We start from the raw sequence: 23,798 nt of genomic DNA, 5'->3' as shown, positions 1-23,798 counted from the left end.
GTATCACCCTCGGAGGAGACCATGGACGACGCCAGGCAATGGACGCTGGTCGCCACGTCCGCCGCACATGCCCGCGATCGCGCCGACCACCCGGCGATCATCTGCCAGGACCGCCGGATCGACTACGCGCAGCTGCACCGCATGAGCAACCGCGCGGCGCACAGCCTGCGTTCGGCCGGCATCGGGCACGGCGCCCGGGTGGCCTGGCTGGGCCGCGAGTCCGAGTACTACTACACGATCGTGCTCGCGTGCGCCAAGGTCGGCGCGGTGCTGGTGCCCGTCAACTGGCGGCTGACCGCGCGCGAGGCCGATCACATCCTGCGTGACTCGGGCGCGCAACTCCTGTTCTTCGACGGGGAGTTCGACCCGGTGGTCGCGCCGGTACAACCCACCCTGCCCGCGCTGAGGAACCTCGTGCGGATCGACCGCGGCGACGAGGTCGGCGGCGGTCTGCACGCGTGGTGGGCGGACGCGCCGGACACCGACCCCGACACCGCGGTCGATCCCGAGGACGCGGTGGTGCAGATCTACACCAGTGGCACCACGGGCCTGCCCAAGGGGGCCGTGGTGCCGCATCGCAGCTTCTTCACCTTCCCCGCCGCGATGCGTGCGGCCGGTGTGGACTGGGTGGACTGGCTGCCCGAGGACATCAACCTGATCTCGCTGCCCGGCCTGGGCACCGCGGGCACCGCGTGGTTCTGGCAGGGTTTCAACGCCGGTCTGACCAATGTGGTCATGCGTGCCTTCGTCGCGCAGGAGGCGGTCCGGCTGATCCGCACGCTCGGCGTGACCACCACCTTCGCCGCGCCCGCCATGTTGCGGATGATGCTCGACGAACGCGAGGCGAGCCCCGAGGCGTTCGCGTCGATGCGCAAGGTCGCCTACGGCGGCGAACCCATCTCCACCAACCTGCTGACCCGGTGTCTGGAGGTGTTCCGCTGCGAGTTCGTGCAGATCTACGGCAGCACCGAGACGGCCAGCGTGCCGGTGTGCCTGCCACCGGCGGACCACCGCCCCGGCAGTCCGCTGCTGCGCTCGGCCGGCCGGGTGTGTCCGGGCAACGAACTGCGCATCCTGGACGGCGAAGGGCGGGAGCTGCCGGCCGGCGAAATCGGCCAGATCTGCATCCGCACCCCGTCCCGCATGCTGGGGTATTGGAACCGCCCCGAGGCCACCGCCCGCACGCTGCGCGACGGTTGGTTGTACATGGGCGACAACGGCTACCTCGACGAGGACGGCTACCTGTACGTCTGCGACCGCATCGACGACACCATCATCGTCGCCGGCCAGAACATCTATCCGGCCGAGATCGAGAAGGAACTCGCCGAGCATCCCGCCGTCGCGGAGAGCGCGGTGGTCGGCCTCGGCGATGCCCGCTGGGGGGAGGCGGTGCACGCGTGCGTGGCCTTTCGGCCCGATCGGCGGGCCACACCGCGCGAGTTGATGCTCTTCCTGCGCGGCCGAATCGCCGACTACAAGATCCCGACCGCCTATCACGTCATGCCCGCACTTCCGCGCAATCCCGCCGGGAAGATCCTGCGCCGGGTGGTCCGGGAGCGGTTGGAGAGTGCACGGACCGTGCCGGACACGGACACCGCAGGCCACCGGTCTGCGACGACAACCGAGGCAATGGAAGGAACTTCACGGTGAGCACCGCGATAGCCAGGAAGATGTCCAGGCCGGGCCAGTGGTTTCAGCCCGCCGAGGCCGATCCCGAGGCCCGGATCCGTCTGTTGTTGTTCCCGCACGCGGGCAGCGGGGCGATCATCTACCGGGACTGGCCCGAAGTGTTGCCCGCCGACATCGGCGCCCAGGCGGTGACCCTGCCGGGCCGCCAGGAGCGCCGCGGCGAGACCTCGTACACCGAGTGGCAGCCCCTGGTGGAAGGGCTGTACGAGGCCGTGCTCGGCGCCTCCGACCACCGCCCGTTCGCCTTCTTCGGACACTGCCTCGGCGCGCAACTGGCCTACGAGTTGGCGGTGCGCATGGAGCGGGACGGCGTACCGGGACCGCTCATGGTGGGCATGTCCGGCTGGGCGCCGACCGGATTCTTCTGCCCGACGGACGAGCACATCGAGATGCCCGAGGAGCAACTGGTCTCCTGGATCAAGCGACTCGGTTCGTTCCCGGCCGAGATCTACGACAACCCCGCGATGTTGGCGATGGTGATCCCCGCCCTGCGCGCCGACCTGTCGGTGGCCGCCCAGCGGGTCGACCTCGGTGCGTTGGTGCCGTGTCCGCTGGTGTCCTACGGCGGTCGCAGCGACGGACTCCAGGAGGAGGAGGACGCGTTCGAGTCCTGGATCCCGCGCAGCCCGCAGTATCTGGGGCACCGGGAATACCCCGGCGGTCACTTCTTCATCGACACCCACGTGGAAGCGATCACCCAGGACTTCTGCGGTCACCTCTACCGACTGGAGGCCGCCGCGCGCGGCTGATCCGCGCGTGCCGGCCCGACCGCCGTCCCGGTACCCGTCAAGGAGCACACCATGCCCCGCTCTGCCCTGCCCCACTTCGGGATCCTGTTGCCGACCCGCGAACAGGCCATCGTCGGTGCCCTGGACGCCCGCCCGCTGATCGACTTCGCCGTCCGGGCCGAGCTGCTCGGCTTCGATTCGTTGTGGGCCGGGGACTCGCTGATCGCCCGGGCGCGGTTGGATCCGCTGGTGGTGCTGTCCGCCGCCGCGGCGGCCACCCATCGGATCGGCCTGGGCACCGCGGCGCTGACCCCGGCCCTGCGGCATCCGTTGATCGGCGCGAACCTGATCACCAGCGTGGACCACGTGGCCGCCGGCCGGTTGACCCTGGGCCTGGGTTCGGGCTTCCCGATCCCGGAGACGGAACGGGAGTTCGCCGCCGTCGGGGCGGCCTACGCCGGGCGGGCCGGCCGCCTGGACGAGATCGTCGACCTGTGGCGCCGGGCCTGGAGCAGCGGCGAACCCGGCGCCCGGACCGACTTCGTCGGCCGGCATCTGCAGGCCGCGGACCTGGACCTGCTGCTGCGTCCGGCGCGGATCGGCGGGCCGCCGCTGTGGCTGGCCGGCAGCGACACGCCGGCGGTGCTGCGCCGGGTGGCCCGGCGTTACGACGGCTGGTTGCCGTACCTGCCCTCGGTCTCCGCCTACGCACACGCGTGGCAGCAGATCGGGAAGCTGGTCCGGGAGGCCGGGCGGCCGGCGGACGCGGTCACCCCGGGGTTGTACGCGACCGTCAACGTGAACCGGGACGAGGCCGCGGCGGAGGCCGAGTTGGAGCACTACGCGCAGCGCTACTACCGGCGTTCGCTGGCCGAGATGGCGCGGATCCAGGCCTACGGCTGGGGTTCGGCGGCCAAGTGTGCGGACTGGCTCTCCGGCTACGTCCGGGCCGGGGCCCGGCACATCGTCATCCGGGTCGGTTCGCTGGAGCCCGCCGGACAGCTCGAGGAGATCGCCGAGCGGGTGTTGCCGGCGATTCACCGGTGACCCTGCCGGTGGCGTTTCCCGTCGCCCGTGGTCGGCCCGTCGCATGCGTGCGCGGGTCGGGCACGGGCGATCGGCGTCGACCCACCCGAACGGTTGGCGGCGCGGATGCGCACAGACCCGGCCGAAGGGGATCGGCCGAAAGCAGACCGGTCGGAGGTGATCCGGCCGAGGGCGGACCGGGGGGCGACGATGGCCCGGTCGAAAGCGGACCGGCCGACAACGCACCGGCCGGAATCCGCGGAGCGCGGGCGGGTCGCGCGCCGGCCTCGTCGGTCCGCGGTGCCTCGTGGGGTGCCTGCGTCGCCGGCCCGTGCCGACCGCGACGGGTCTCCGGCTCCGGGCCCCGCATCGGCGGTGACGCCGGCGGCGGGCCTTCGGCCCGGTTCTGCGTGTGCGGAGAGGGCAGGATTCGAACCTGCGTGGACTCCGTGGAATCCGACCTCGGCAATGCCTTCGGTCCCCGATCAGCCGCTCCGGGCACCTCTCCCGATCCCGACCCGAGTCCCGGGGACTCGGTGCCGTTCACGTGTTCCACTGTGCCGGCCCCCGCTGACCGGGCACTGACATCGCGATGACGTCCGCGCCCGTCCTCAGGTGGACCGCACGTGCAGCGAGGGGTCCTGTTCCAACACGGCCCGTTCGTAGTCCCGCATGATGGGCGACGGCGACAGCCCCAGTTCCTCGGACAGTTGGATGTGCAACCCTCGGTAGACGTCGAGCGCGTCGGTCTGTCGGCCGCAGCGGTACAGCGCGACCATCAGCTGCTGGCGGAAGCGCTCGTTGTAGGGGTGCTCGACCAGGAGGGTCTGCAGCTCCGGGATGATCCGCCGGTGCTCGAAGTTCTCCAGCTCACAGTCGAAGAGGAACTCGAGCAACGCGAGCCTGGTCTCCTCGTAGCGCGCGGCCGCGGCCTGACACGCCTGACCCACGTGCGAGCCGCCGTAGACCGGTCCCCGCCAAATCTTGAGGACACCGCGTATTTCCCGGGCCGCCACGCCGCGCGGGAGATTGCCGAATTTGATCCGCTCGTATTCCTGGATGAAGACCGCCACATCGAGCGTCGCGCCGTCCAGAATGAGGCGATATCCCGCGTGCTCGGTGAGTAACCTGGTTTTCTCGGGATCGTCCTCGAGCGCCGCGAGCTTGCGGCGAAGTCGACTGACGTGTGCCTGGATGGCGTTCTCGACCACAACCGGAGGGCTACTCCCCCACATTTCGTCGATCAGGCCGCCTCTCGATACCGGACTCCCTTCGGCTATCAGCAGCGCGGCCAAGAGGGTTCGTTGGAGCGTCCCCGACAATCGCAATTCCCCCTTTTCCGATCTTGCCCCGATGGCTCCCAGCAGCTGGAAGGTAAGCATCACGCCTCCTGCGCATCCACACCCTGAATCGTACGAACCGGGCAATCAACCGCCGGGAAGGCGAAAGCGCGCCGCCGAAAGCGGCGCACGCCATTCCCCTCCGGCCACCCGGCCCGGCGGAGCACACGGCAACCCGGTCGTACAACAGCGAGTCCCCCGTACCCCCGGGCCGACGGCGCGACTGTGTTCCCCACGCCCGCACCGCGGCCGAGCCCGAGCCGACCAAACGTCAAAAAGACGTCGACATCGGGCATTTCGCAATCATGCGACAAATTTTAAACGCCAGAAAATCGATCTTCATCCCCCGCGCCGAGATCTCATACCCCCGATGGTCAAAGACGCAGCACCGGTCATCGGTTGGCCCAAACATATCAGCTCGTCTTTTTGATCACCCCCGATCCATGACCGATCGGCAGTCATCGGCAGAATCGTTGCACATTACCCTGCCATACCTACAAGAGTATTTACGAATCATTTGCCGGAAGTCGGACGCACCGACTTTTCCGATCTTGGCACCGGAATGCCGCGGATCAAGAAGCGTCGCGCCCGACCGCGGTCAGAACCGTGTCAGAGCGAGATCAGACCCATCGCGCAGTGTGTATTCCGACAGGCCGGTGAAGGCGTCGAGGGATCATCTCCAGGCCCCGCATCCGGAAATGGTTAACGGCGAGACAACGGGCGGTGGACCGGCCTTGGACGAGTTCGGGACTCACGGAAATCGCTTTCCCAACATCGTAATCATTTTCAACCCGCGGGCCGGCTCCACGACCGCCGAGTATCTCTCGGCGGTCACCGACATCCTTCGGGAGCACTCGGACGACGTGCGGGTCGCGCCCACCGAACACCCCGGACACGCCACGGCGTTGGCGGCCGAGCTGGCGGCCGGGGCCGAGCGCGCCGACCTGGTGGTGTCCATCGGCGGCGACGGGACGCTGCGCGACGTGGTGGCCGGCCTGGTCGGGGGCGGGACCGCCGCACCGCCCCCATTGGCCGTCCTGCCCGGCGGCACCGCGAATTCCAACTACCGCTCGTTGTGGGACGACGTCCCGTGGTGGCAGTCGTTGCACGCCGTACTCGCCGGCGAGGCCGAGCACCGTCGCCTGGACCTGGCCCGGCTCGCGGAACCCGATCGGCTGGTCGTACTGGGCCTGAGCACGGGCCTGTTCGCCGACGCGACCGCCCGGGCCAGGTCCTCGCCCATCGCCGGGCGCCCGCGCTACCAACAGGCCATCGCCGAGTCGTTGCGCACCTATCGGCCCTATCCCGGCCGGGTGCTCGTGGACGGGACGGTGGTCCAGTCGGGCCGCACGATCCTGGCCAATGTCGGCGGCGGACGGCACCGGGCCGGCGTGCTGAACGTACTCCCCCGGTCGATCCGCGACGACGGACTGTTGGACGTGTGCGTGTTGGACCCCGACACCCCCGCCGAGACGGCACTGGAACTGATGCGCACCGGCGGCCATCTCGACTCGGCGGGCTCGACCTATGCCCGCGGCCGATCGGTCACCCTGGAGCGACTGGACGGCCTGCCGCTGCATTTCGAACACGACGGCGAGGTGGTGCCCACCGAGCGCGGCAGCATCACCGTCGACGTGCTGCCCCGCGCGCTGCACGTGCTCGCCTCGCCGAAGCGGACCGGCGGATGAGCGGCCGGCGGGTCGAGGCGGCCGCCCCCGAAGCGCCGACCGAGGGCGACGGCGGGCCGCTGGAGCGATTGGCCCACTGGGCCGCCGGGTTGGAACTGTCCGACGTCCCACAGCGCGTGATCGACCTCGCCGCCACCCACGTGCTCTCCCAACTCGCGGCGATCCGAACCGGGTTGCAGCAGCCGGACGGCCACCGCCTGGTCCGCGCGCTGGGCGCCCCGTTCCAGGCCGACACCGCGCAGTCCGCGCGCGTCCTGGGCGGGGTCGGTGCATGGCTCAATCTCGACGACACCGCCTACGCCGGCCACCTGGGCCCCTCGACGGTGGGCGTCCCGCTCGCCTACGCACACGCTCTCGGGCTCTCCGGCGCCGAGTTGCTGCGCGCGGTGATCCTGGCCGACGAATGCGCCGCGCGGATCACCTCGGCGGCCACCCTGGGCCCCTTCCGCGGCCAGACCGCGCTGCACACCCACGTCGTCGGCGCGGTCGCCGGCCGACTCGCGTGCGAACGGGCCCCGGCCGGACGCTGGCTCGACGCCCTCGCACTGGCCCTGAGCGCGCCGCCGTGGACCCTGCTGCGCGGCTTCATCGCCGGCGACGCCCGACTGCTGCACGTCCCGGTCGCCGTCCGGATGGGCCTGGACGCCTGCGACGCCGCGGCCGGCGGCCTGCACGGCGCAGCCGACATCGTCGAGCATCCCGACGGCTTCCTCGCCCGGTTCGCCACCGTGCCGCTGCCGGATGCCCCGAGCCTGGGATTGGGTCGGCGCTGGCACACGGAGACGCTCTCGTTCAAGCTGCACCCCGGCGGTCCCGGCATCGACGCGGCCGTCGACTGCGCCGTCGACCTGCACACCGACCTGGGCACGTGGGCGGTGGAGGACGTGCGCGAGGTGATCGTGGAGTGCTCCGTCTACACGCTCTTCGCCGCCCGCAAGGCCCGGCCCTATCTCGACGGGCCGCGCACCCCGATCGGTGCGCTGGTGCTCGATACCCCCTACCCGGTGGCCACCGCGCTGTTGACCGGGCAACTGGTCATCGAGGACTTCGCCGCGCCCCGGGTCGACGCACCCGAGCGCTGGCGACTGGCGGCCAAGGTGCGACTCGTGCACGACCCCGAGATGACCCGCGAACTCCTGGCCGGCGACGCGCCGTTCGGGGAGGCGCTGCGGCAGGCGGGCGCTGCGGGGCGGGCCTGGCTCGCGGAGTTCGGCGGCGCGGAGTTGCTCGATCTGGCTCCCGCATCGCGCGCACCGGCCCGGGACTTCACCGCGGCCGAGAAGCCGACGCCGGCCCGGGTGCGGGTCGAACTGCGCGACGGCCGGGTGCTGATCCGCGAGTACCGCATTCCCCGGGGTGGCCTCGGCCCGGAACTGCGTTCCCGGCACCGGGAGTTGATCGCCGCCAAGTTCCATGCCGCGGGCGGGCCGGCCGCGGTGACCCGGCAGTGGCCCGGGCTGGCGCGGACCGACCCGACCCGGCTGCGCGCGCTACTGGAACGGGCCGTCGGCCGGTGAGCCTGCCGCGTCCGGCGCGAGCAGTACGTCCAGCGCGTGCAGCGCGCCGTCCGCGCGGCCGGCCGCCTCGGCGTCGTCCGGGTCCGCGCACAACGCGAGGAAGCCCTCGGTCAGTTGTGCCTGCATTGCCTCGATCGAATTCTTCTCGACATCCGTGTGCGTACTCGCGCTCATCGACATCCGCATCTCCCGTCGGTCCGGATCACCATTGCTTCGTTCGCTTGCTCGTCACATCGCATTCGCGGCCCGCCAGATGTTGACGAACCCCTCCGCGCTCGCCCCGTCCGGAAATCCCGCGTACTCCGTGGTGACCAGGGTCGGATTCCACTTGTCCTTGTAGGCCAACTGGGACGAGGCCGGGTAGACGACCTGATTCTCCCAGAGGTAATGCATCAGCCACTTGAAGCCCGGGCTGTGGCCGGGCACCTCGCGCTCTTCCTCCAGCGTGGTGAACGGCGTGAAGCCGAAATGCAACCAGGGCACCCCCTCGGCGCGGAAGGTATCGATCGCCGCCTTGTTGCAGGCCTCCATGACACCGGCCGGGCTTTCCGGCAGACGTCGACTCAGGTCGTGCATCCATCCCTCGTACGTGCCGTACACGGGTGAATAGGAGACGTATCCGATGGCCTCACCGTCGATGTGCCCGAGGAACAACCGGCGCAGCCGTTGCATGTCGCCGCCCGTCTGGCCGACCAGGTATTCCAGCGGACGGGCGCCCTCGCCCTTGAGCGGGAGCCAGCGCCGGTCGATCTCGGCGACGCCCTCCTTCCACTGCTCGTAGTCGGCCTCCACCACGGTCAGGCCGCTGCGCAGGGCCCGCGAGATCTTGTTGCGCAGCTGCATGTACCGGGTCCCGGCGACGGTGAAGCCGCCCAGGTCGACGGCGTAGGACGCGCCGACCTGGTTCACCGTGTAGCCGTGCCGGGCGTGGATGCGGGCGTCGTGCAGCTGGAGCTGGATGATCGCCTGGCGCCGACCCCGGGCCGCGGCGTACTCGGTGAAGGCCCGCATGAGGTCCACGTACGACTCGTCCGGCGCGAAGGGTCCGCCGAACTGGACCAGGTATTTTCCCGCGCTGCGGTAGACGATGATCCCCGGGCGGCCCGGCAGCGTGAAATACGAATTTCCCCTGTTGACCGCGAGGAAGGAACTCGGGTTTTCCGCGCGCGTGTATTTCCGAATCGCCTCCAGCGCGTATTCCGCCGAGGCGTGTGCCGCCTCCGTCACTGTTCCCTGTGTCATTCCCTGTGTCATGGGGTCTCCCTGCCCGTGGCGTCACGATCCATCGCTCATGATGATGCGGAGCATCGCCGCACGCAATGCCGGAGCGAGTTTGTCGGCCGGCCGTCAGTCCGGCGTCATCGCCGTGTCAGAACACCGCCTTCGGTGCCGGATATCGCGTCATCAGAATGATGTCAGGAGGCAGTCAGAGTGTCGTGTGACGGTGGGCCCACGGCATTCCCTTCAAATACCGGAGGCGACCCCGGATGCTTTCTCTCGACATCGCCCGCGACACCTGCGAACGTCATCATCCCGGCCTGCTGAAGGCACTGGACGCGCTGCCGATGCCCGAGCGCGAGGCGCGCGACAGTCCCGTGGTGGACATCTTCAAGGAGCACGGCGGCGCGGCTCTGCTCGTGCCCCGGGCCTACGGCGGCGTCGGCGCGGACGCCTTGGACGCCGTCCGGGTCACCCGGGCGCTGGGCGCGTACTCGCCCTCGCTGGCGGCCGGCGCCACCATGCACAACTTCACCGTGGCGATGTTGTTCGCCCTCGCGGATCGAGTGGTGCCGCCGACGCCGGAGCAGAAGCGATTGTTGGCCCGGATCGCACCCGAGGGCATGCTGTTGGCCTCGGGCTGGGCCGAGGGGCGCACCCAGCAGGACATCCTCAGTCCGTCGGTGACCGCCGAGGCGGTCGCGGACGGGTTCGTCGTCAACGGCGCGAAGAAGCCGTGCAGCCTCTCCCGCTCGATGGACCTGCTCACGGCCAGCGTCACGGTGCCCGACGCGGACGGCCGGACCTCGCTCGCGGTGCTGCTGATCCCGGCGGACTCCGCCGGGATCTCGGTGCACCCGTTCTGGGACAGCCCGGTGTTGGCCGCGGCACAGAGCGACGAGGTGCGACTGCACGACGTGCACGTGCCCGAGCACCTGGTGATCCGGGGTACGGCGGACGATCCCGGCCGGCTGGACGACCTCCAGGAGGCCACCTTCGTCTGGTTCGAGCTGTTGATCACCTCCGCCTACGTGGGCGCGGCGTCGGCGCTGACCGAGTCGGTGATGCAGCGCGAGCGCGGCACGGTCACCGACCGGGCGGCGCTGGGCATCCAACTGGAGGCGGCCGTCGGCCTGACCGAGGGCACCGCCCGGGCGCTGCGCGACGGCGTCACCGGCGAGGAATCCGTCGCCGCGGCGCTGACCGCCCGGTTCGCCATCCAGAAGTCGCTGGCCGCGGTGTCCGAGCAGGCGGTGGAGCTCCTCGGCGGCATCGCCTTCATCAAGTCGCCGGAGATCGCCTACCTGTCCTCGGCCCTGCACCCCTTGGCCTTCCACCCGCCCGGCCGGACCTCGTCCTCGCCGCACCTCGTCGAGTACTTCAACGGCGGACCGCTGCGGATCTGAGCCCGGCACCCTCGACCAGTGGAGTTCAGATGGATCAGGTCAACGTGTTCGAGTCCCCCACCACCTTCCGCCTCCACCGCGGTGAATACCTGGTCGGGCTGGGCGTCTCGCTGGCGCTGTTCATCGCGCACAGCGGCGACGTGCGCTGGCTGCCGGCCGTCCTGCTGTTCGTCTACATCGACCTCGTCGGTTACATCCCGGGGGCGATCGCCTTCCGGCGCAGCTCCACCGGGCGCATCCCCAAGGGCTACTACATCGCCTACAACACCATGCACAGCCTGATCACCCAGGCGGCGGTGATCGGCGTGTGGATCTGGGTGAGCGGCGCGGAGTGGGCGCTGTTGGCCGTCCCCATCCACCTGTTCGCCGATCGAGGCGTGTTCGGCAACTTCCTCAAGCCGTTCGCGTTGCCGTTCGAGCCGGTCCCGGACGAGGACTTCGCCCGGCTGTCGCGGCGGTTGTTCGGCAAGGGCCGCGCGGGCGGCGAGCCGGGAGCGGCGTCGGCGCCGGCATCGACCCCGGCGGCGGCCTCCGTCGCCCGGCCGAGCCGATGAGCGCGGGGTCGGCCGGCCCGGAGCCGACGGTCGGCATCGCCGATCGGCCCCGGCCCGGCGGCGATCGGGCGCGCGAGTTGCGCGAGATGTCGCGGCTGCTGCCCACCGGCGTGGCGGTGTTGACCTCGGCGTACCGGGAGTCGGCGCACGGCGCCACGGTCTCCACCACCACGGTGCTCTCCCAGCAGCCGCTGCGGCTCGGGGTGTGCCTGCGCGGCGGCTCGCCGATGACCGAACTGATCCGGCGCAGCGGCCGGTTCTTCGTCAACGTGCTCTCCTCGCGCCAGGCCCTGCTCGCCGACTGGTTCGCCAATCCGCGCCGGCCGGCCGGGCTCGCCCAGTTCGACCTGGTCCGGTCCGAGCTCGATCCGGGCACCGACATCCCGCTGTTGGTGGACGCGTTGGCGTGGTTCGACTGCCGGTTGAGCAATCACATGCCGCTCGGCGGGGGCGAGGACCTGCTGGTGGCGGAGATCGTGTACGCCCGCGCCGGGTCGGGTCGGCCGCTGATCGGCTTCGCCGGCCGGCTGCACGACGTCGAGTTCCACGGGGTGCGCCGCCGGCAGGGCTGGCGCGCCGACACCACGACCACCCTCGACTGAGCCACCCTCACGAACCGGGAGTTCCCGTCATGGCAACGTCCATACCGCCCGAGACCGATTGGGATACCGCGCCGGGTCTGCTCGACGGCGCGATGAACCTGGAATTGACCGCCGAGCAGTGCGGCCTGGCCTATTGGCTGCGCGGGGTCGCCCAGGGCACGTTGCGCGACCGGGTGCGGACCGGGCACACCGCGGCCGAGCCCACGCCGGAACACATGTGCGTGGACGGCCCGTTGCGCGATGCGCAACTGTTGGAGCTGGGTTGCCGCTCGGTTGCCGAGGAGCAGGGCACCCGGGCGCTGGCGCACTATGTGGCCGGCGCGCCCGGAGTCGCCGAACTGGACTTCTTCGCGACCCAGTTGATCGACGAGGCCCGGCACTCGATGGTTTTTCGCGGGCACCTGGTGGAGATGGGTGTGCCCGCCGCCGACCTGCACGCGACGATCGACGAGTTGACCACCGACTACCGGCACGACGTGCTGGACCCGATCCTCGACTTCGCGGTGCGCACGGTGCGCGACGAGGGCGACTTCATCGGCGGCGTCGCGGTGTTCACCATCGTCATCGAGGGTGTGTTGGCGCCGGCGGCCGAGTTGAGCGAACGCAAGTGGTGTGTGCTCGACCCGGCCGCCGCGGCGATCGCCCGAGGGGCGGCGATCGACGAGATCCGCCATCTGACGGTGGGCAGTTCCATCGTGCGCGAGCACCTGCTGCGTCATCCCGAGTCGCACGATCGGCTGTTGCACGTGATCCGGCGCGGCCGGTCGTTGTGGGACACCATTCCGGACCGGAAATACATCATGGTCCGCGAGCACCTGTTCCAGGAGGGCCTGCGGCAACACGCCGATCTGGTGGGCGACTACCAGGTGTGGCCGGGGACTCGGCTGGTGGACACCGACGCCGAGGAGCGTTACGCGAGGGCCGAGCGCTGGACGGACGAGATGGCCGCGATCCGCCTGGCGTACATGGGCCTGCCGGAAGCCGTCGAGATCCTGCGGCTGACCTGAGATGACCGGTTCCGCACCCGACGCGCCGGGCCGCGACTTCCGGCGCACGCTGACCACGCCGAAGATCGTGTTCATCATCATCGCGGCCGCCGCCCCGCTGGCCGCGATGGTGTTCACCGTCCCGCTGTCCTTCGCCATCGGCACCGGTCCCGGGGTCCCGGCCATGTTCGTCTTCGCCGGTGTGACCCTGCTGTGCTTTTCCGTGGGCTATGCCGCGATCGCTCGGCGGATCAGCAACATGGGCGGTTTCTACGCGCATATCGCGCACGGCCTCGGCCGTCCGATCGCGGCCGGCGCCGGATTGTTGGCGGTGCTGGCGTACAACGCGGCCACCGTCGGGGTCCTGGGCGCCTTCGCCTACTTCACCCAGGACGTGGCCGCCGGTCACGGGCTGAATCTGCCGTGGGAGGTCTGGGCGTTCGTCGGGCTGCTCGTGGTGGGCGCGCTGGGCTACCGCGAGGCGGAGTTCAGCGCGCGATTGTTGTCCGCGTGCATGATCTGTGAGATCGCCATGTTGTTCGCGCTGGACATCGCCATCCTGAGCCGGCACGGCACGGCCTCGCTGCCGCTCACCTCCTTCGCCCCGGATCATGTGGTCGCCCCGGGGCTGGGCGTGTCGGTGATGTTCGGATTCGCGTCGTTCCTCGGCTTCGAGTCGGCGGCCCTGTACGCCGAGGAGGCCCAGGCGCCGCGGCGCAGCGTGCCGCGGGCCACCGTGATCGCCGTGGTGGTGGTCGCCTCCTTCTACGCGCTCACCAGTTGGGTCGCGGTCGGCGCGGTGGGCCCGGGCCGCGTCCGCACCGAGGCCGAACAGCACTTGGGCGACCTGTTCTTCCGGCTCGGCGACAGCTATCTCGGGCACCCGGCCACCGTCACCATGCAGGTGTTGTTGTGCACGAGCCTGTTCGCCGCGTGGTTGGCGCTGCACAACGCCGCCAACCGGTACATGTACGCGCTGAGCCGGGACGGGCTGTTGCCGGCCCGGTTGTGCGCGGCGAACGGGCGGCACGGGTCGGTGCATCGGGCGAGCCTGGTGCAGAGCGGCTTCAGCGCGGTGGTGGTGGTCGCGTTCGCCGCCGCCGGCCTGGACCCGTACGTGAACATGTCGACCGCCATGCTGGGGTTGGGCACGCTCGGCATCATCCTGCTCCAGGCGCTGGCGTCGGTGGCCGTGGTGGGCTACTTCCGGCGCCGCCGCGAGGGTCGGTGGCAGACCGTGGTCGCGCCCGTGCTGGGGGCCGTGGGGTTGACCGCCGCGGCCGTGCTCGTGGTGTCCAACTTCGACGTGCTGACCGGGACCACGAATCCGGTGGTCACCGCGCTGCCCTGGTTGTTGCCCGCGGTCACCGCGGCCGGCATCGGGTTCGCGTACCGGTTGCGCGTGGCCCGACCGGAACGGTACGCGCGTCTGGGCGGCATGCCCGAGCCGGCCGGACCGGCCCTCGATCCGACCACGGCGGCACCGGCACCGGATGCGCGCCCGACGGATGCCGCCGGCAGCCTCGCCCCGACGGCGCAGTGACCGGGTCGGCGCACCGCACACCGTGTAGCGAAGCGAAAGGACCGGCCCTGATGGCTCACGACGACGACGCCCCCTCGGACATCCCGTTCGGGCCCGAGGACGCCCCGTGGCAGAAGACCTTCAGCGACCTGCGGCTCGTCGGCGGCCCCCGGTACGGCACTCCCCCGTCCGCCGACCCCCGGGACGCCTACATCGGCGTTCCGGAAGTGCCCTACGCCAAGGTGCAGTTGCCGCCGGGAGGGCTGGACCCCGGACAGTACGCCGAGGCCGAGGCGCTGTTCCGCAGCCACATCGACACCCAGACCCGGAACTTCGCGGGCTACCAGGTCACCAGCGACCTGGACTACCGGTCGCGTCTCGCCCACTACCTGGACCGACATCTCAACAACGTCGGCGACCCGTTCCAGTCGAGTTCGTACACGCTCAACTCCAAGGTGCTGGAGCGGGCGGTGTTGGACTACTTCGCATCGTTGTGGCACGCCAAGTGGCCGCACGACGAGCGCGATCCGCAGTCGTATTGGGGCTATCTGCTCACCATGGGCTCCAGCGAGGGCAACCTCTACGGTCTGTGGAACGCGCGCGACTACCTGTCCGGCAGGCTGCTGCGCGGGCACGACCGCGGCGCGGGCGCGATCACCGGCGAACAGGCTCCGCGCGGCGAGGGGCAGAGTCCCAACGCCTTCCATCCGATCGCGTTCTTCTCCGAGGACACCCACTATTCGCTGACCAAGGCCGTGCGGGCGCTGGCCATCGACACCTTCCACGCGGTCGGCAGCACCCGTTACCCGAACGAGAATCCGCTTCGGCCCGGGGCGCCCTGGCCGACCGAGGTGCCCTCCACCGCGGACGGCGCGATCGACATCGACCGACTGGCCGTCCTGGTGCGCTTCTTCGCCTCCCGCGGGTATCCGATCCTGGTCAGCCTGAACTACGGCTCCACGTTCAAGGGCGCCTACGACGACGTCGCTGCGGTGGCCCGCACGGTGCGCGGGATCTGCACCGAGTACGGGCTGCACCGGCGGCGGATCCGCCGGGCCGCGACCGACGACTTCGACGAACGCTCGGGGTACTGGCTGCACATCGACGGTGCGCTGGGGGCCGGGTACGCGCCGTTCCTGGAGATGGCCCGGAACGTGGGCATGGTCGACCAGGCGCCGCCGATGTTCGACTTCCGGATCGCCGACGTGCACTCGCTGACGATGAGCGGGCACAAGTGGTTCGGTACACCGTGGGCCTGCGGGGTGTTCATGAGCCGCACCGGCCTGCAGATGACCCCGCCCAAGTCCTCCGAGTACATCGGCGCCGCCGACACCACGTTCGCGGGCTCGCGCAACGGCTTCTCCGCGCTGCTGATGTGGGACCACCTGGCCCGGCACTCCTACGACGACCAGGTCCGGCTGGCGGCCGGCTGCGATCGACTGGCCGGGTACGTGCACGAGCGGCTGCTCGACCTCCAGCACCGGCTCGGCCGGGACCTGTGGGTGGCCCGCAGCCCGCAGGCGTTGACCGTGCGTTTTCGGCAACCGCGCGCGGAGATCGTCCACCGCTACTCGCTCGCCGCCGAAACCGTTCCGGTGGACGGCGTGCCGCGCACGTACGTGCACCTGTATGTGATGCGGCACCTGAGCAGGGCACGGGTGGACGAGTTGATCGCCGACCTGCACCGCCCGGGCGCGTTCCCCCCGGAGCCGTCGGCCGACCCGCCGTGCCGGCCGCGCCGTCGGGTCGTCACGTGAGGCGGTTCCCGACGTCGGTGCTCGGCCGTCCGGCGATGGCGAGGGCGATGCATGCCGGACGCACGTGGAACGGAACGTAGGGCGGCGTCGAGGATCCTTCGACGCCGCCCGACGTTCCCGCCTTCCGGGATCCGGGATCCGGGACGCCGACAACGGGTCGGCGCATGTCGGTCGCCGGATCCCGGTTCGGGTCCGGGGTCAGCAGCAGCGGGTCTGCGGGTGCTCCTCGCGCCGCCTGGTCCGCCATGCCTCGTAGGCCCGGCGGGTGGGGACCGGCCGGTCCGGATGCTCGCGCAGGTGTCGCAGGCAGTGCCGGTCGTAGTCGGCCGCACCGGAGATCTCCCGCAAGTACCACCGGATCCACCGGACCAGCCGGATCGGCGCGATCCGACCGGCGGCGCTCGGGGCCGGCCCGGTCACGACCGATCCGCCCGGTCGCCGGAGCCGCCGCCCGTCCGGGCGAGTTCCTTCTCCGGCGGTGCGCCCACCGGTTCGAGCACCAGCGTCGATGCGACGTAGGGCGTCTCGGTGGTGGGCACGGACCCGCCGGCGCGGACCGCACGTACGCACACGATCGCCGCGTTGCCCATCACCAGCGCGATCAGCACCAGGAACAGGGCGATCAGGACGCCGTCCACGGTGGAGTTCAGCACCACGGTGTGCATGTCGTCCATGTTCTTCGCCGGGCCCAGTACCTTGCCCGCGTCGATCGCGTCGGCGTAGCGGTCGCGTTGGGCGAAGAAGCCGACCCGGGGGTCGTCGGAGAAGATCTTCTGCCATCCGGCGGAGTAGGTCACCGCCACGTCCCAGGCCAGCGGGACACCGGTGACCCAGGCCCAGCGCAGTTTGCCGGACTTGATCAGCACGGTGGTGGCCACGGTGAGCGCGACCGCGGCAAGCAGCTGGTTGGCGATGCCGAACAGCGGGAAGAGCTGGTTGATCCCGCCCAGCGGGTCGGTGGCCCCGGCGTAGAGGAAGTAGCCCCAGAGGCCGACCACCGCGGCGCTGGTGAACCAGATGCCGGGCTTCCAGTTGGTCCGGCCGATCGGCTTCCACACGTTGCCGAGCATGTCCTGGAGCATGAAGCGGCCCACCCGGGTTCCCGCGTCCACGGTGGTCAGGATGAACAGTGCCTCGAACATGATCGCGAAGTGGTACCAGAACGCCTTCATCCCGGAACCGCCGAACACGTCGGCGAAGATCTCCGACATGCCCACGGCCAGCGTGGGCGCCCCGCCGGAGCGGGCGATCAGGGTCTTCTCCTCGACGGCCGAGGCCGCCGCGCGCAGGTCCTCGGGGGTGATCGTGAAGCCGAGGCCGGCCACCGCGTGCGAGGCGCTCTCCGCGGTGGCGCCGAGCACTCCGGCCGGGGCGTTCATCGCGTAGTACAGACCGGGGTCGATCACGCACGCCGCGATCAGCGCCATGATCGCCACGAACGACTCCATCAGCATGGCGCCGTAGCCGATCATCCGGACCTGCGACTCCTTCTGGATCAGCTTCGGCGTGGTGCCGGAGGAGACCAGGGCATGGAAGCCGGACAGCGCACCGCACGCGATGGTGATGAACAGGAACGGGAACATCGACCCGGCGAACACCGGCCCGGAGCCGGAGTCCGCGAAGGAACTGATCGCATCGGTCTTCAGGTTCGGCGCGGCCACCAGCACGCCGACGGCGAGCAGCACGATGGTGCCGACCTTCATGAAGGTGGACAGGTAGTCGCGCGGGGCCAGCAGCAGCCACACCGGCAGCACCGACGCGACGAAGCCGTACCCGACCAGACAGAACACCAGGGTGGTCGGACTCCAGGTGAACGCGTCGCCCAGCGCGGTGTCCTCGATCTGCCCGCCGCCGACGATCGCGGCCAGGAGCAGCGCCACCCCGATCACGCTGGTCTCCACCACCCGACCGGGTCGCAGGAAGCGCAGGTAGACCCCCATGAACAGGGCGATCGGGATGGTCAGCGCGACCGAGAAGGTCCCCCACGGCGAGTTCGCCAGCGCGTTGACCACGACCAGGGCGAGCACCGCGAGCAGGATGATCATGATCACGAACACCGCGATCAGCGCCGCGACGCCGCCGACCCGGCCGATCTCCTCGCGGGCCATCTGGCCCAGGCTCTTGCCGTCCCGGCGCATGGACAGGAAGAGGATCACCATGTCCTGCACGGCCCCGGCGAAGATCACCCCCACCACGATCCAGATGGTGCCCGGCAGATAACCCATCTGCGCGGCCAACACCGGGCCCACCAGCGGCCCGGCGCCGGCGATCGCGGCGAAGTGGTGGCCGAACAGCACCCGGCGGTCGGTCGGTTGGAAGTCGACGCCGTCGTCGAGCCGCTCGGCCGGGGTGGCCCGGGTGTCGTCCGGTTCCAACACTCGTCGGGTGATGAAGCGGGAGTAGAAGCGGTAGGCGATCGCGTAGGAGGCGACCGCCGCGAAGATCAGCCAGACGGCCGAGATCTCCTCGCCTCGGGCCAGGGCGACCACGCCCCAGCCGGCCGCGCCGATCAGCGCGACGACGGTCCAGATCAGGATCGTTCTCGGGTGGTACGAACGCGGGCTGCGGGTGTCGGTCGTGGTGGGCACGCGTACTCCTCATCGGGCAGGGGACGAAAGAGCGACGGACGAGAGCTGCCGGATCGGCCGGGGGCGACGGCCGAGCCGGATCGGTCGGTCGGCCGAGTCGGGCCGGGGGCGACGTCGGGCCGGGGGACGGCGTGGGTCAGGGATGTCGCCGGTCGGGCCGGCGCAGCAGCAGGTGGGCGATGAACATGGCGGCGGCGCATCCCGGCACCCACGCGAGCTGGTACCAGTAGAAGAACGGGATGCCGGCCAACTCCGGCCCTCGGCGCGCGTACGCGGGCACCCACAACAGCGCCGCGACGGGTGCGGCGAGGCAGCCGCCGGCCGCGATCCGGCGTGCCGCACGGGCCCGTGCGGCGGTGGACGGGACACGGTCCCCGGTCATCGCGCCTCCTGCGGTTCGGTGGTCCGGGCCGCCGGTTCGCCGGCCCTGTGGAAGAGTTGCGCGGGCTCGCGTTTTGGTTGACAGCCGACGACAGCCGATGTCCCGCGGATGTCCGCGAGGTGCCCGACCGGTGTCGCGGACGTTTTCGGCCACGCCGGCACGCCGGACACGGCCGATAAAGTCGGGACGCTCGCGGCAACCGTGCCCCGGGCGCGCTCGCACGCCGATCCGGACGGTGACGGATGACCCACGGGGCCATGACCGCGGCCTTCCTGATCGTCGTCGGCGGCGCCTCGCTACTGGCCGTGACCGCGCCGCGGCTGCACCGTAGTCACGACCTGCCGTCCCTGGAGAACTGGGCGCTGGCCGATCGCGGCCTGGGCGCGGTCTGGACCTGGTTCCTGCTCGGCGGCACGATCTTCACCGCGTACACCTTCACCGCGGTGCCCGGCCAGGTGTACGGCCGAGGCGCGTCGGCGTTCTTCGCCCTGCCGTACACGGTGATCGTCTGCCCGATGGCCTTCGTCCTGCTGCCCCGGTTGTGGACGGTGGCCCGCCGGCACGGCTACCTGACCGTCGGGGACTTCGTCCGGGGCCGCTACGGTTCGCCGGCACTGGCCCTGGTGGTCGCGCTGACCGGGATCCTGGCCACGATGCCCTACCTGGCCCTTCAGGTGCTCGGCATCCGTGCCGTGCTCGCCGCCGCCGGGCTGCATCCGCGCGGCGCGGCCGGGGACGTGGGCATGGTCGCGCTGTTCGCCGGGCCGGCGATCGCCACGTATCGGCACGGGGTGCGGGCGCCGACGGTGATCTCGGCGCTGAAGGGGGTGGCCATCTTCGGCTCCGCCGCGGTGGCGGTCGTGTTCGTGCTGCGCCGCTTCGGCGGGCCGGGTCCGGTGTTCGAGGCCGCGGATCACCGGCTCGCCGGGCGCGGGCCGGTCGACGCGTCACTGGTGCTCGGCCCGCACCAGCAGGCGGGCTTCGCCACCCTGGCGCTCGGCTCGGCGCTGGCGCTGTTGATGTACCCGCACGTGCTGACCGCCGGGTTCGCCGCCGCCGACCCCGACACGCTGCGCCGGGTGTCGATCGCGCTGCCCGCGTGGACCTCGGTGCTGGCGATGTTCGGCGTGCTGGGCATCGCGGCGCTGGCGGTGGACGTCGACGCGCCGTCGGGCACCGCCGAGGCGGCCGTACCGCTGCTGGTCGACCGGCTGCTGCCGGCCTTCCCGGCCGGTCTGGTGTTCGGCGCGATCATCGTCGGCGCGCTGGTGCCGGCGGCGGTGATGTCGATCGCCGCCGCGACCTCGTTCGTGCGCAACGTCTATGTCGAGTACTTCCACCCGACGGCCACGCCGAAGCGGCAGATGCGGGTCGCCCAGCTGGTGTCGCTGATCGCGAAGGTGGGTGCGGTGGCGTTCGTCTTCGGACTGCGCGATCAGGCCGCGATCAACCTGCAACTGCTGGGCGGAGTGTGGATCCTGCAGATCTTCCCGGCCGTGGTGATCGGGCTGTTCACCCGACGTCTGCACCATCGGGCGCTGCTGGCGGGCTGGGCGGTGGGCATGCTGGCCGGTACGGTCGCGGTCGTGCGGGAGGGCTTCGTCTCGCTGGTCCGGGTCGAACTGGGAGGTCACGGCGTGCAGATGTACGCGGGGCTCGCCGCGCTGCTGCTCAACCTGGCGGTCACCCTGGCCCTGACCGGGGTGTTCGACCGGGTCGGCGCGGCACGCGGTACGGACACCACGGCCCTGCCGTCCCGGCTGACCGGCCGGGGCATCGCGGGGAAGGAGGCGAACGGCTCGTGAAACGCCTGCGCCGCGATGCCGATGCGCCGCCGGCGCCGCGCACCGTGCCCACCTCGGAGCAGGCCGCCCCGGGCAGGGCTCGGGTTCCCGGCACGGCGCACGTCCCGGGCCCGGCTCGGGTCTCGGGCCCGGTGCCCGTCCCGCCGTCGGCGCCGCAGCTCGCGACGAGCGCGGCCGACTCCGACCGCGAGGTGCAGGTCGCGCGCCTGTTCGACCTGCACTATCCCTCGATGCTCCGGCTCGCCACCCTGCTCGGCGCCGACGATCCAGAGAACATCGTGGCCGAGGCCTACTACGAGATCTACCGCAAATTCCGCAAACTGCGCACACCCGAAGCCGCAGCGGCCTACCTGCGCTCGGTGGTGTGCAATCTGGTCCGGATGCGAATACGCCACCTCCAGGTCGCCCGCCGACACGTCGAGGAACCCGTGGACACGGTGGCCTCGGCCGAGACCTCGGCACTGTTGCGCGACGACCAGCAGGCGCTGATCCGTGCGCTGCGCGAGTTGCCGGCGCGCCAGCGCGAGGCACTCGTGCTGCGCCACTGGCTGGGGCTGAAGGAGAAGGAGATCGCGTCGACCATGGGCATCTCGGTCGGCTCCGTCAAGACGCACACCGCGCGTGGGCTCGCCACTCTCACGCACGCGATGGAGGTACGGCGATGAACAACCCTCCCGACACCGAGGCGAGCACCCCTCCCGGCACCGAGGAACAACTGCGCGAGGCACTGGAGATCCTGGCCGCCGACATCCACCCGGCCCCCGACGCGTACCGCACCGCGCACGGCGACTGGCAGCGCCGTGAACGCCGCCGCCGGCTGATCCTGGCCGGCCTGATCGTGCTGGTCTTCACCCTGGCCACGGTGATCGGCGTCCTGGTCCTCAATCACGCGCCCGCCGAGCCGGGCCCGACCTTCGAGCACCCGCCCGCCCCGTGATGTCCGCCGCGTGCCGCCCACCGGTGACGCCCACTGCGTGACGTCCTCCTCGTGACGTCCGCGCGGCGCGGGCCGGGACGGCCCGCCACCGGGGCGCGACGCCCCGAAGTCTTGTTAGTAAAGTTTCCTAACAAGTCTTGACGGCGCGCTCGGCACCTTGGGATCGTCAGGGCCAACAACCGGACCGGAGGCTCCTGTTGGAGCACCGCGGGCCACCCGACCGCGGTGGTGCCACGTCACGCAACGGCACTTTCCGGCCCATTCGAGCGCACCATCCTGCCCGGCTCAGGCACGACGATCGGCTCCTCAACGTTGGAGGACGACGTGCACCTGTCCCTGCCCCCGCGCCCGACCCGCCGAAGTCCCTCGTTTCGCAGTGCTCGGCGCGCCGTGTCCCGACTGCCCAAATTTCCCGCCGTCATCGCGGTGATCGCCATGCTGGCGACCGTGCTGACCTTCGGCCAGACCGCCTCCGCCGCGGAGGTGCTGCTCTCCCGCGGCAAACCCGCCACCGCCTCGTCCAGCGAGGACTCCACGCTCGGCCCGGCCAAGGCCGTGGACGGCAAGTCCACCACCCGGTGGGCGAGTACGGAGGGTGCCGGCGCCCAATGGCTGAGCGTCGACCTCGGCTCCGACGTCTCCATCTCCCGGGTCAAGCTGACCTGGGAGGCCGCCTACGCCAAGGCCTACCGGATCGAGGTCTCGCCCGACGGCGCGTCCTGGACCAAGGTCTACAACACGTCGGCCGGTGACGGCGGCACCGACGACGTCGGCGCACTGTCCACCCACGGCCGCCACGTACGCGTGTACGCGACCACCCGCGGCACCGAATACGGTTACTCCCTCTGGGAGTTCGAGGTATTCGGCGCAGGCGGCCCGGACACCACCGCACCCACCACGCCGACCGCGTTGCGGGTGACCGGCACCACGCCCACCGGCGTCTCGCTGGGCTGGACCGCCTCCACCGACAACGTCGGGGTGACCGGCTACGACGTGCTGCGCGACGGCGTCCCGGTCGGCACCAGTGCGGGCACCTCCTACACCGACACCGGCCTGACCACCGGAGTCGGCTACACCTACACCGTCCGGGCCCGCGACGCGGCGGGCAACCTGTCCGCGCCCAGCGCGGCGGTGGTCGGCACCCCGCAGGCCGGCGGCTCCTCGTTCACCGTCGTCGCCGCGGGCGACATCTCCGACCCGGGTTGCACGTCGAGCCAGGAGTGCGGGGCCGAGCAGACCGCACGGCGGGTCGAGGCGATCAACCCGGACGAGGTGATCACGCTCGGGGACAACCAGTACGACACCGGCAGCCTCTCCGACTACCGCAAGTACTACGACACCACGTGGGGCCGGTTCAAGGCCAAGACCCGTCCCGCGCCCGGCAATCACGAGGCCGACGACAACCCTTCCGAGGCCGGGTACAAGGCGTACTTCGGTGACCGGGCCACCCCGAACGGGACCACCTGGTACAGCTGGGACCGCGGCGGCTGGCACTTCATCGCGCTCGACACCGAGCAGTCGATGTCGACGAACTCGGCGCAGATCCAGTGGCTCAAGGCGGACCTGGCGAAGAACTCGCAGGGCTGCGTGGCCGCCTACTGGCACCGGCCCCTCTACAGCTCGGGGCCGCAGGCCGACAAGGTCAGTCAGACCGCGTGGCAGGTGCTCTACGACGCGCACACCGATCTGATCCTCAACGGGCACGACCACCTCTACGAGCGCTACGCGCCGCAGAATCCCAAGGCCAAGGCGGACCCCGCCGGCATCCGCGAGTTGCTCGTGGGCACCGGTGGTGCGGACCCGTACGACTTCGAGAGTCCGCAACCCAACAGCGAGAAGCGGGTGACCGGTTCGCCGGCCGTGCTCAAGCTGACCCTCTCCGCCGACAGCTACTCCGGACAGCTCGTGCGCTACGACGGCAAGCAGCTCGACTCCTTCGGGCCGGTCGGCTGCCACTGAGTCCACCGAACGTGCGGGCCGGCCGGCGACCACTTCCCCGGCCGGCCCGTACCCGACCCGAACCACCGTGCTCCATAAGGCTGTTGACCCCAGC

21 protein-coding genes and 1 tRNA gene are annotated in these 23,798 nt (G+C 70.8%); 15 read left to right on the top strand and 7 right to left on the bottom strand.

All coding sequences use genetic code 11. The annotated features are described in order from the left end of the window. Positions 1–21: 21 nt before the first annotated feature. Genes ACIBM5_RS30520 through ACIBM5_RS30510 form a run of 3 tightly spaced genes read left to right on the top strand, consistent with a single transcriptional unit; the run spans position 22 to position 3,464 of the window. A complete protein-coding gene (locus tag ACIBM5_RS30520; protein ID WP_396009768.1) occupies positions 22–1,650 on the top strand; it encodes a long-chain-fatty-acid--CoA ligase in 1,629 nt (542 codons plus the stop codon). Further along, positions 1,647–2,438, top strand: coding sequence for a thioesterase II family protein (locus tag ACIBM5_RS30515; protein ID WP_396009767.1), 792 nt, complete (start codon positions 1,647–1,649; stop codon positions 2,436–2,438). The genes ACIBM5_RS30520 and ACIBM5_RS30515 overlap by 4 nt, the downstream gene beginning before the upstream one ends. Positions 2,439–2,489: 51 nt before the next feature. Then, a complete protein-coding gene (locus ACIBM5_RS30510; protein ID WP_396009766.1) occupies positions 2,490–3,464 on the top strand; it encodes an LLM class flavin-dependent oxidoreductase in 975 nt (324 codons plus the stop codon). Positions 3,465–3,858: 394 nt separating this feature from the next. Here ACIBM5_RS30510 and ACIBM5_RS30505 read toward each other — a convergent pair. Together ACIBM5_RS30505 and ACIBM5_RS30500 are read right to left on the bottom strand one after the other, a co-directional pair. After that, a tRNA-OTHER gene (locus tag ACIBM5_RS30505) sits at positions 3,859–3,951 on the bottom strand. A 103-nt stretch (positions 3,952–4,054) separates the two neighbouring features. After that, positions 4,055–4,825, bottom strand: a complete 771-nt coding sequence (locus tag ACIBM5_RS30500; RefSeq protein ID WP_396009764.1) for a BTAD domain-containing putative transcriptional regulator — start codon at positions 4,823–4,825, stop codon at positions 4,055–4,057. 692 nt (positions 4,826–5,517) lie between these two features. On the opposite strand from ACIBM5_RS30500, the gene ACIBM5_RS30495 reads away from it, so the two are divergent. Both ACIBM5_RS30495 and ACIBM5_RS30490 read left to right on the top strand, forming a co-directional pair. After that, the gene (locus ACIBM5_RS30495) at positions 5,518–6,471 is read left to right on the top strand and encodes a diacylglycerol/lipid kinase family protein (protein ID WP_396009763.1); all 954 of its coding nucleotides are present in this window, start codon (positions 5,518–5,520) and stop codon (positions 6,469–6,471) included. Next, positions 6,468–7,988: an MmgE/PrpD family protein gene (locus ACIBM5_RS30490; protein WP_396009762.1), complete on the top strand. Its 1,521-nt coding sequence runs from the start codon at positions 6,468–6,470 to the stop codon at positions 7,986–7,988. Before ACIBM5_RS30495 ends, ACIBM5_RS30490 begins: the two co-directional genes overlap by 4 nt. Here the strand turns inward: ACIBM5_RS30490 and ACIBM5_RS30485 are convergent. Both ACIBM5_RS30485 and ACIBM5_RS30480 read right to left on the bottom strand, forming a co-directional pair. Continuing rightward, positions 7,962–8,162, bottom strand: a complete 201-nt coding sequence (locus ACIBM5_RS30485) for a hypothetical protein (protein ID WP_396009760.1) — start codon at positions 8,160–8,162, stop codon at positions 7,962–7,964. The genes ACIBM5_RS30490 and ACIBM5_RS30485 overlap by 27 nt on opposite strands. Positions 8,163–8,216: 54 nt before the next feature. Beyond that, entirely contained in the window at positions 8,217–9,242 is a 1,026-nt protein-coding gene (locus tag ACIBM5_RS30480) for a phosphatidylglycerol lysyltransferase domain-containing protein (RefSeq protein ID WP_396009759.1), read from the bottom strand. 233 nt (positions 9,243–9,475) lie between these two features. Here ACIBM5_RS30480 and ACIBM5_RS30475 point away from each other — a divergent pair, with 233 nt between their 5' ends. The 6 genes from ACIBM5_RS30475 to ACIBM5_RS30450 are packed head-to-tail and all read left to right on the top strand — an operon-like array spanning position 9,476 to position 16,033. Further along, positions 9,476–10,612, top strand: coding sequence for an acyl-CoA dehydrogenase family protein (locus tag ACIBM5_RS30475; RefSeq protein ID WP_396009758.1), 1,137 nt, complete (start codon positions 9,476–9,478; stop codon positions 10,610–10,612). Positions 10,613–10,641: 29 nt separating this feature from the next. Continuing rightward, positions 10,642–11,166 (top strand): hypothetical protein, encoded by a 525-nt coding sequence (locus ACIBM5_RS30470; RefSeq protein WP_396009757.1) that lies wholly within the window; start codon positions 10,642–10,644, stop codon positions 11,164–11,166. Beyond that, positions 11,163–11,768, top strand: a complete 606-nt coding sequence (locus tag ACIBM5_RS30465; protein ID WP_396009756.1) for a flavin reductase family protein — start codon at positions 11,163–11,165, stop codon at positions 11,766–11,768. The genes ACIBM5_RS30470 and ACIBM5_RS30465 overlap by 4 nt, the downstream gene beginning before the upstream one ends. A gap of 29 nt (positions 11,769–11,797) precedes the next feature. Continuing rightward, on the top strand, positions 11,798–12,775 hold the full coding sequence (locus tag ACIBM5_RS30460; protein ID WP_396009755.1) for a VlmB-like protein: 978 nt from the start codon (positions 11,798–11,800) through the stop codon (positions 12,773–12,775). 1 nt (position 12,776) lies between these two features. Then, on the top strand, positions 12,777–14,297 hold the full coding sequence (locus ACIBM5_RS30455; RefSeq protein ID WP_396009754.1) for an APC family permease: 1,521 nt from the start codon (positions 12,777–12,779) through the stop codon (positions 14,295–14,297). 50 nt (positions 14,298–14,347) lie between these two features. Then, positions 14,348–16,033, top strand: a complete 1,686-nt coding sequence (locus tag ACIBM5_RS30450; protein WP_396009753.1) for a pyridoxal-dependent decarboxylase — start codon at positions 14,348–14,350, stop codon at positions 16,031–16,033. Positions 16,034–16,231: 198 nt separating this feature from the next. Here ACIBM5_RS30450 and ACIBM5_RS30445 read toward each other — a convergent pair whose 3' ends face one another. The 3 genes from ACIBM5_RS30445 to ACIBM5_RS30435 form a co-directional block, all read right to left on the bottom strand. Next, positions 16,232–16,453 carry a YbdD/YjiX family protein gene (locus tag ACIBM5_RS30445; RefSeq protein WP_396009752.1) on the bottom strand — a complete coding sequence of 74 codons (222 nt, stop codon included), beginning with the start codon at positions 16,451–16,453 and terminating at the stop codon, positions 16,232–16,234. Continuing rightward, positions 16,450–18,621 carry a carbon starvation CstA family protein gene (locus ACIBM5_RS30440; RefSeq protein WP_396009751.1) on the bottom strand — a complete coding sequence of 724 codons (2,172 nt, stop codon included), beginning with the start codon at positions 18,619–18,621 and terminating at the stop codon, positions 16,450–16,452. Before ACIBM5_RS30440 ends, ACIBM5_RS30445 begins: the two co-directional genes overlap by 4 nt. A gap of 136 nt (positions 18,622–18,757) precedes the next feature. Then, a complete protein-coding gene (locus ACIBM5_RS30435) occupies positions 18,758–19,003 on the bottom strand; it encodes a DUF3311 domain-containing protein (protein WP_396009750.1) in 246 nt (81 codons plus the stop codon). Between the two features lie 242 nt (positions 19,004–19,245). Here ACIBM5_RS30435 and ACIBM5_RS30430 point away from each other — a divergent pair, with 242 nt between their 5' ends. From ACIBM5_RS30430 to ACIBM5_RS30415, 4 genes are all read left to right on the top strand, one after another. After that, a complete protein-coding gene (locus ACIBM5_RS30430) occupies positions 19,246–20,808 on the top strand; it encodes a sodium:solute symporter (protein WP_396009749.1) in 1,563 nt (520 codons plus the stop codon). After that, positions 20,805–21,473: an RNA polymerase sigma factor gene (locus tag ACIBM5_RS30425; protein WP_396009748.1), complete on the top strand. Its 669-nt coding sequence runs from the start codon at positions 20,805–20,807 to the stop codon at positions 21,471–21,473. The genes ACIBM5_RS30430 and ACIBM5_RS30425 overlap by 4 nt, the downstream gene beginning before the upstream one ends. Then, on the top strand, positions 21,470–21,745 hold the full coding sequence (locus tag ACIBM5_RS30420; RefSeq protein ID WP_396009747.1) for a hypothetical protein: 276 nt from the start codon (positions 21,470–21,472) through the stop codon (positions 21,743–21,745). The genes ACIBM5_RS30425 and ACIBM5_RS30420 overlap by 4 nt, the downstream gene beginning before the upstream one ends. A gap of 312 nt (positions 21,746–22,057) precedes the next feature. After that, positions 22,058–23,704, top strand: coding sequence for a discoidin domain-containing protein (locus tag ACIBM5_RS30415; protein WP_396009746.1), 1,647 nt, complete (start codon positions 22,058–22,060; stop codon positions 23,702–23,704). The last annotated feature ends 94 nt before the right edge of the window (positions 23,705–23,798 follow it).

This window comes from Embleya sp. NPDC050493 (genome assembly GCF_044458105.1).
GTDB lineage: Bacteria > Actinomycetota > Actinomycetes > Streptomycetales > Streptomycetaceae > Embleya.
Note: the sequence above shows the minus strand (reverse complement) of the source record. Positions and strands in the feature narration are given on the sequence as shown.

What these genes read in the sequence shown, in the direction of transcription:
- ACIBM5_RS30420 (WP_396009747.1), top strand. Translation starts at nt 21,470, where the DNA reads ATGAACAACCCTCCCGACACCGAGGCGAGCACCCCTCCCGGCACCGAG.
- ACIBM5_RS30480 (WP_396009759.1), bottom strand. Translation starts at nt 9,242, where the DNA reads ATGACACAGGGAATGACACAGGGAACAGTGACGGAGGCGGCACACGCC.
- ACIBM5_RS30450 (WP_396009753.1), top strand. Translation starts at nt 14,348, where the DNA reads ATGGCTCACGACGACGACGCCCCCTCGGACATCCCGTTCGGGCCCGAG.
- ACIBM5_RS30460 (WP_396009755.1), top strand. Translation starts at nt 11,798, where the DNA reads ATGGCAACGTCCATACCGCCCGAGACCGATTGGGATACCGCGCCGGGT.
- ACIBM5_RS30465 (WP_396009756.1), top strand. Translation starts at nt 11,163, where the DNA reads ATGAGCGCGGGGTCGGCCGGCCCGGAGCCGACGGTCGGCATCGCCGAT.
- ACIBM5_RS30475 (WP_396009758.1), top strand. Translation starts at nt 9,476, where the DNA reads ATGCTTTCTCTCGACATCGCCCGCGACACCTGCGAACGTCATCATCCC.
- ACIBM5_RS30500 (WP_396009764.1), bottom strand. Translation starts at nt 4,825, where the DNA reads ATGCTTACCTTCCAGCTGCTGGGAGCCATCGGGGCAAGATCGGAAAAG.
- ACIBM5_RS30485 (WP_396009760.1), bottom strand. Translation starts at nt 8,162, where the DNA reads ATGAGCGCGAGTACGCACACGGATGTCGAGAAGAATTCGATCGAGGCA.
- ACIBM5_RS30470 (WP_396009757.1), top strand. Translation starts at nt 10,642, where the DNA reads ATGGATCAGGTCAACGTGTTCGAGTCCCCCACCACCTTCCGCCTCCAC.
- ACIBM5_RS30455 (WP_396009754.1), top strand. Translation starts at nt 12,777, where the DNA reads ATGACCGGTTCCGCACCCGACGCGCCGGGCCGCGACTTCCGGCGCACG.
- ACIBM5_RS30435 (WP_396009750.1), bottom strand. Translation starts at nt 19,003, where the DNA reads ATGACCGGGGACCGTGTCCCGTCCACCGCCGCACGGGCCCGTGCGGCA.
- ACIBM5_RS30430 (WP_396009749.1), top strand. Translation starts at nt 19,246, where the DNA reads ATGACCCACGGGGCCATGACCGCGGCCTTCCTGATCGTCGTCGGCGGC.
- ACIBM5_RS30520 (WP_396009768.1), top strand. Translation starts at nt 22, where the DNA reads ATGGACGACGCCAGGCAATGGACGCTGGTCGCCACGTCCGCCGCACAT.
- ACIBM5_RS30510 (WP_396009766.1), top strand. Translation starts at nt 2,490, where the DNA reads ATGCCCCGCTCTGCCCTGCCCCACTTCGGGATCCTGTTGCCGACCCGC.
- ACIBM5_RS30490 (WP_396009762.1), top strand. Translation starts at nt 6,468, where the DNA reads ATGAGCGGCCGGCGGGTCGAGGCGGCCGCCCCCGAAGCGCCGACCGAG.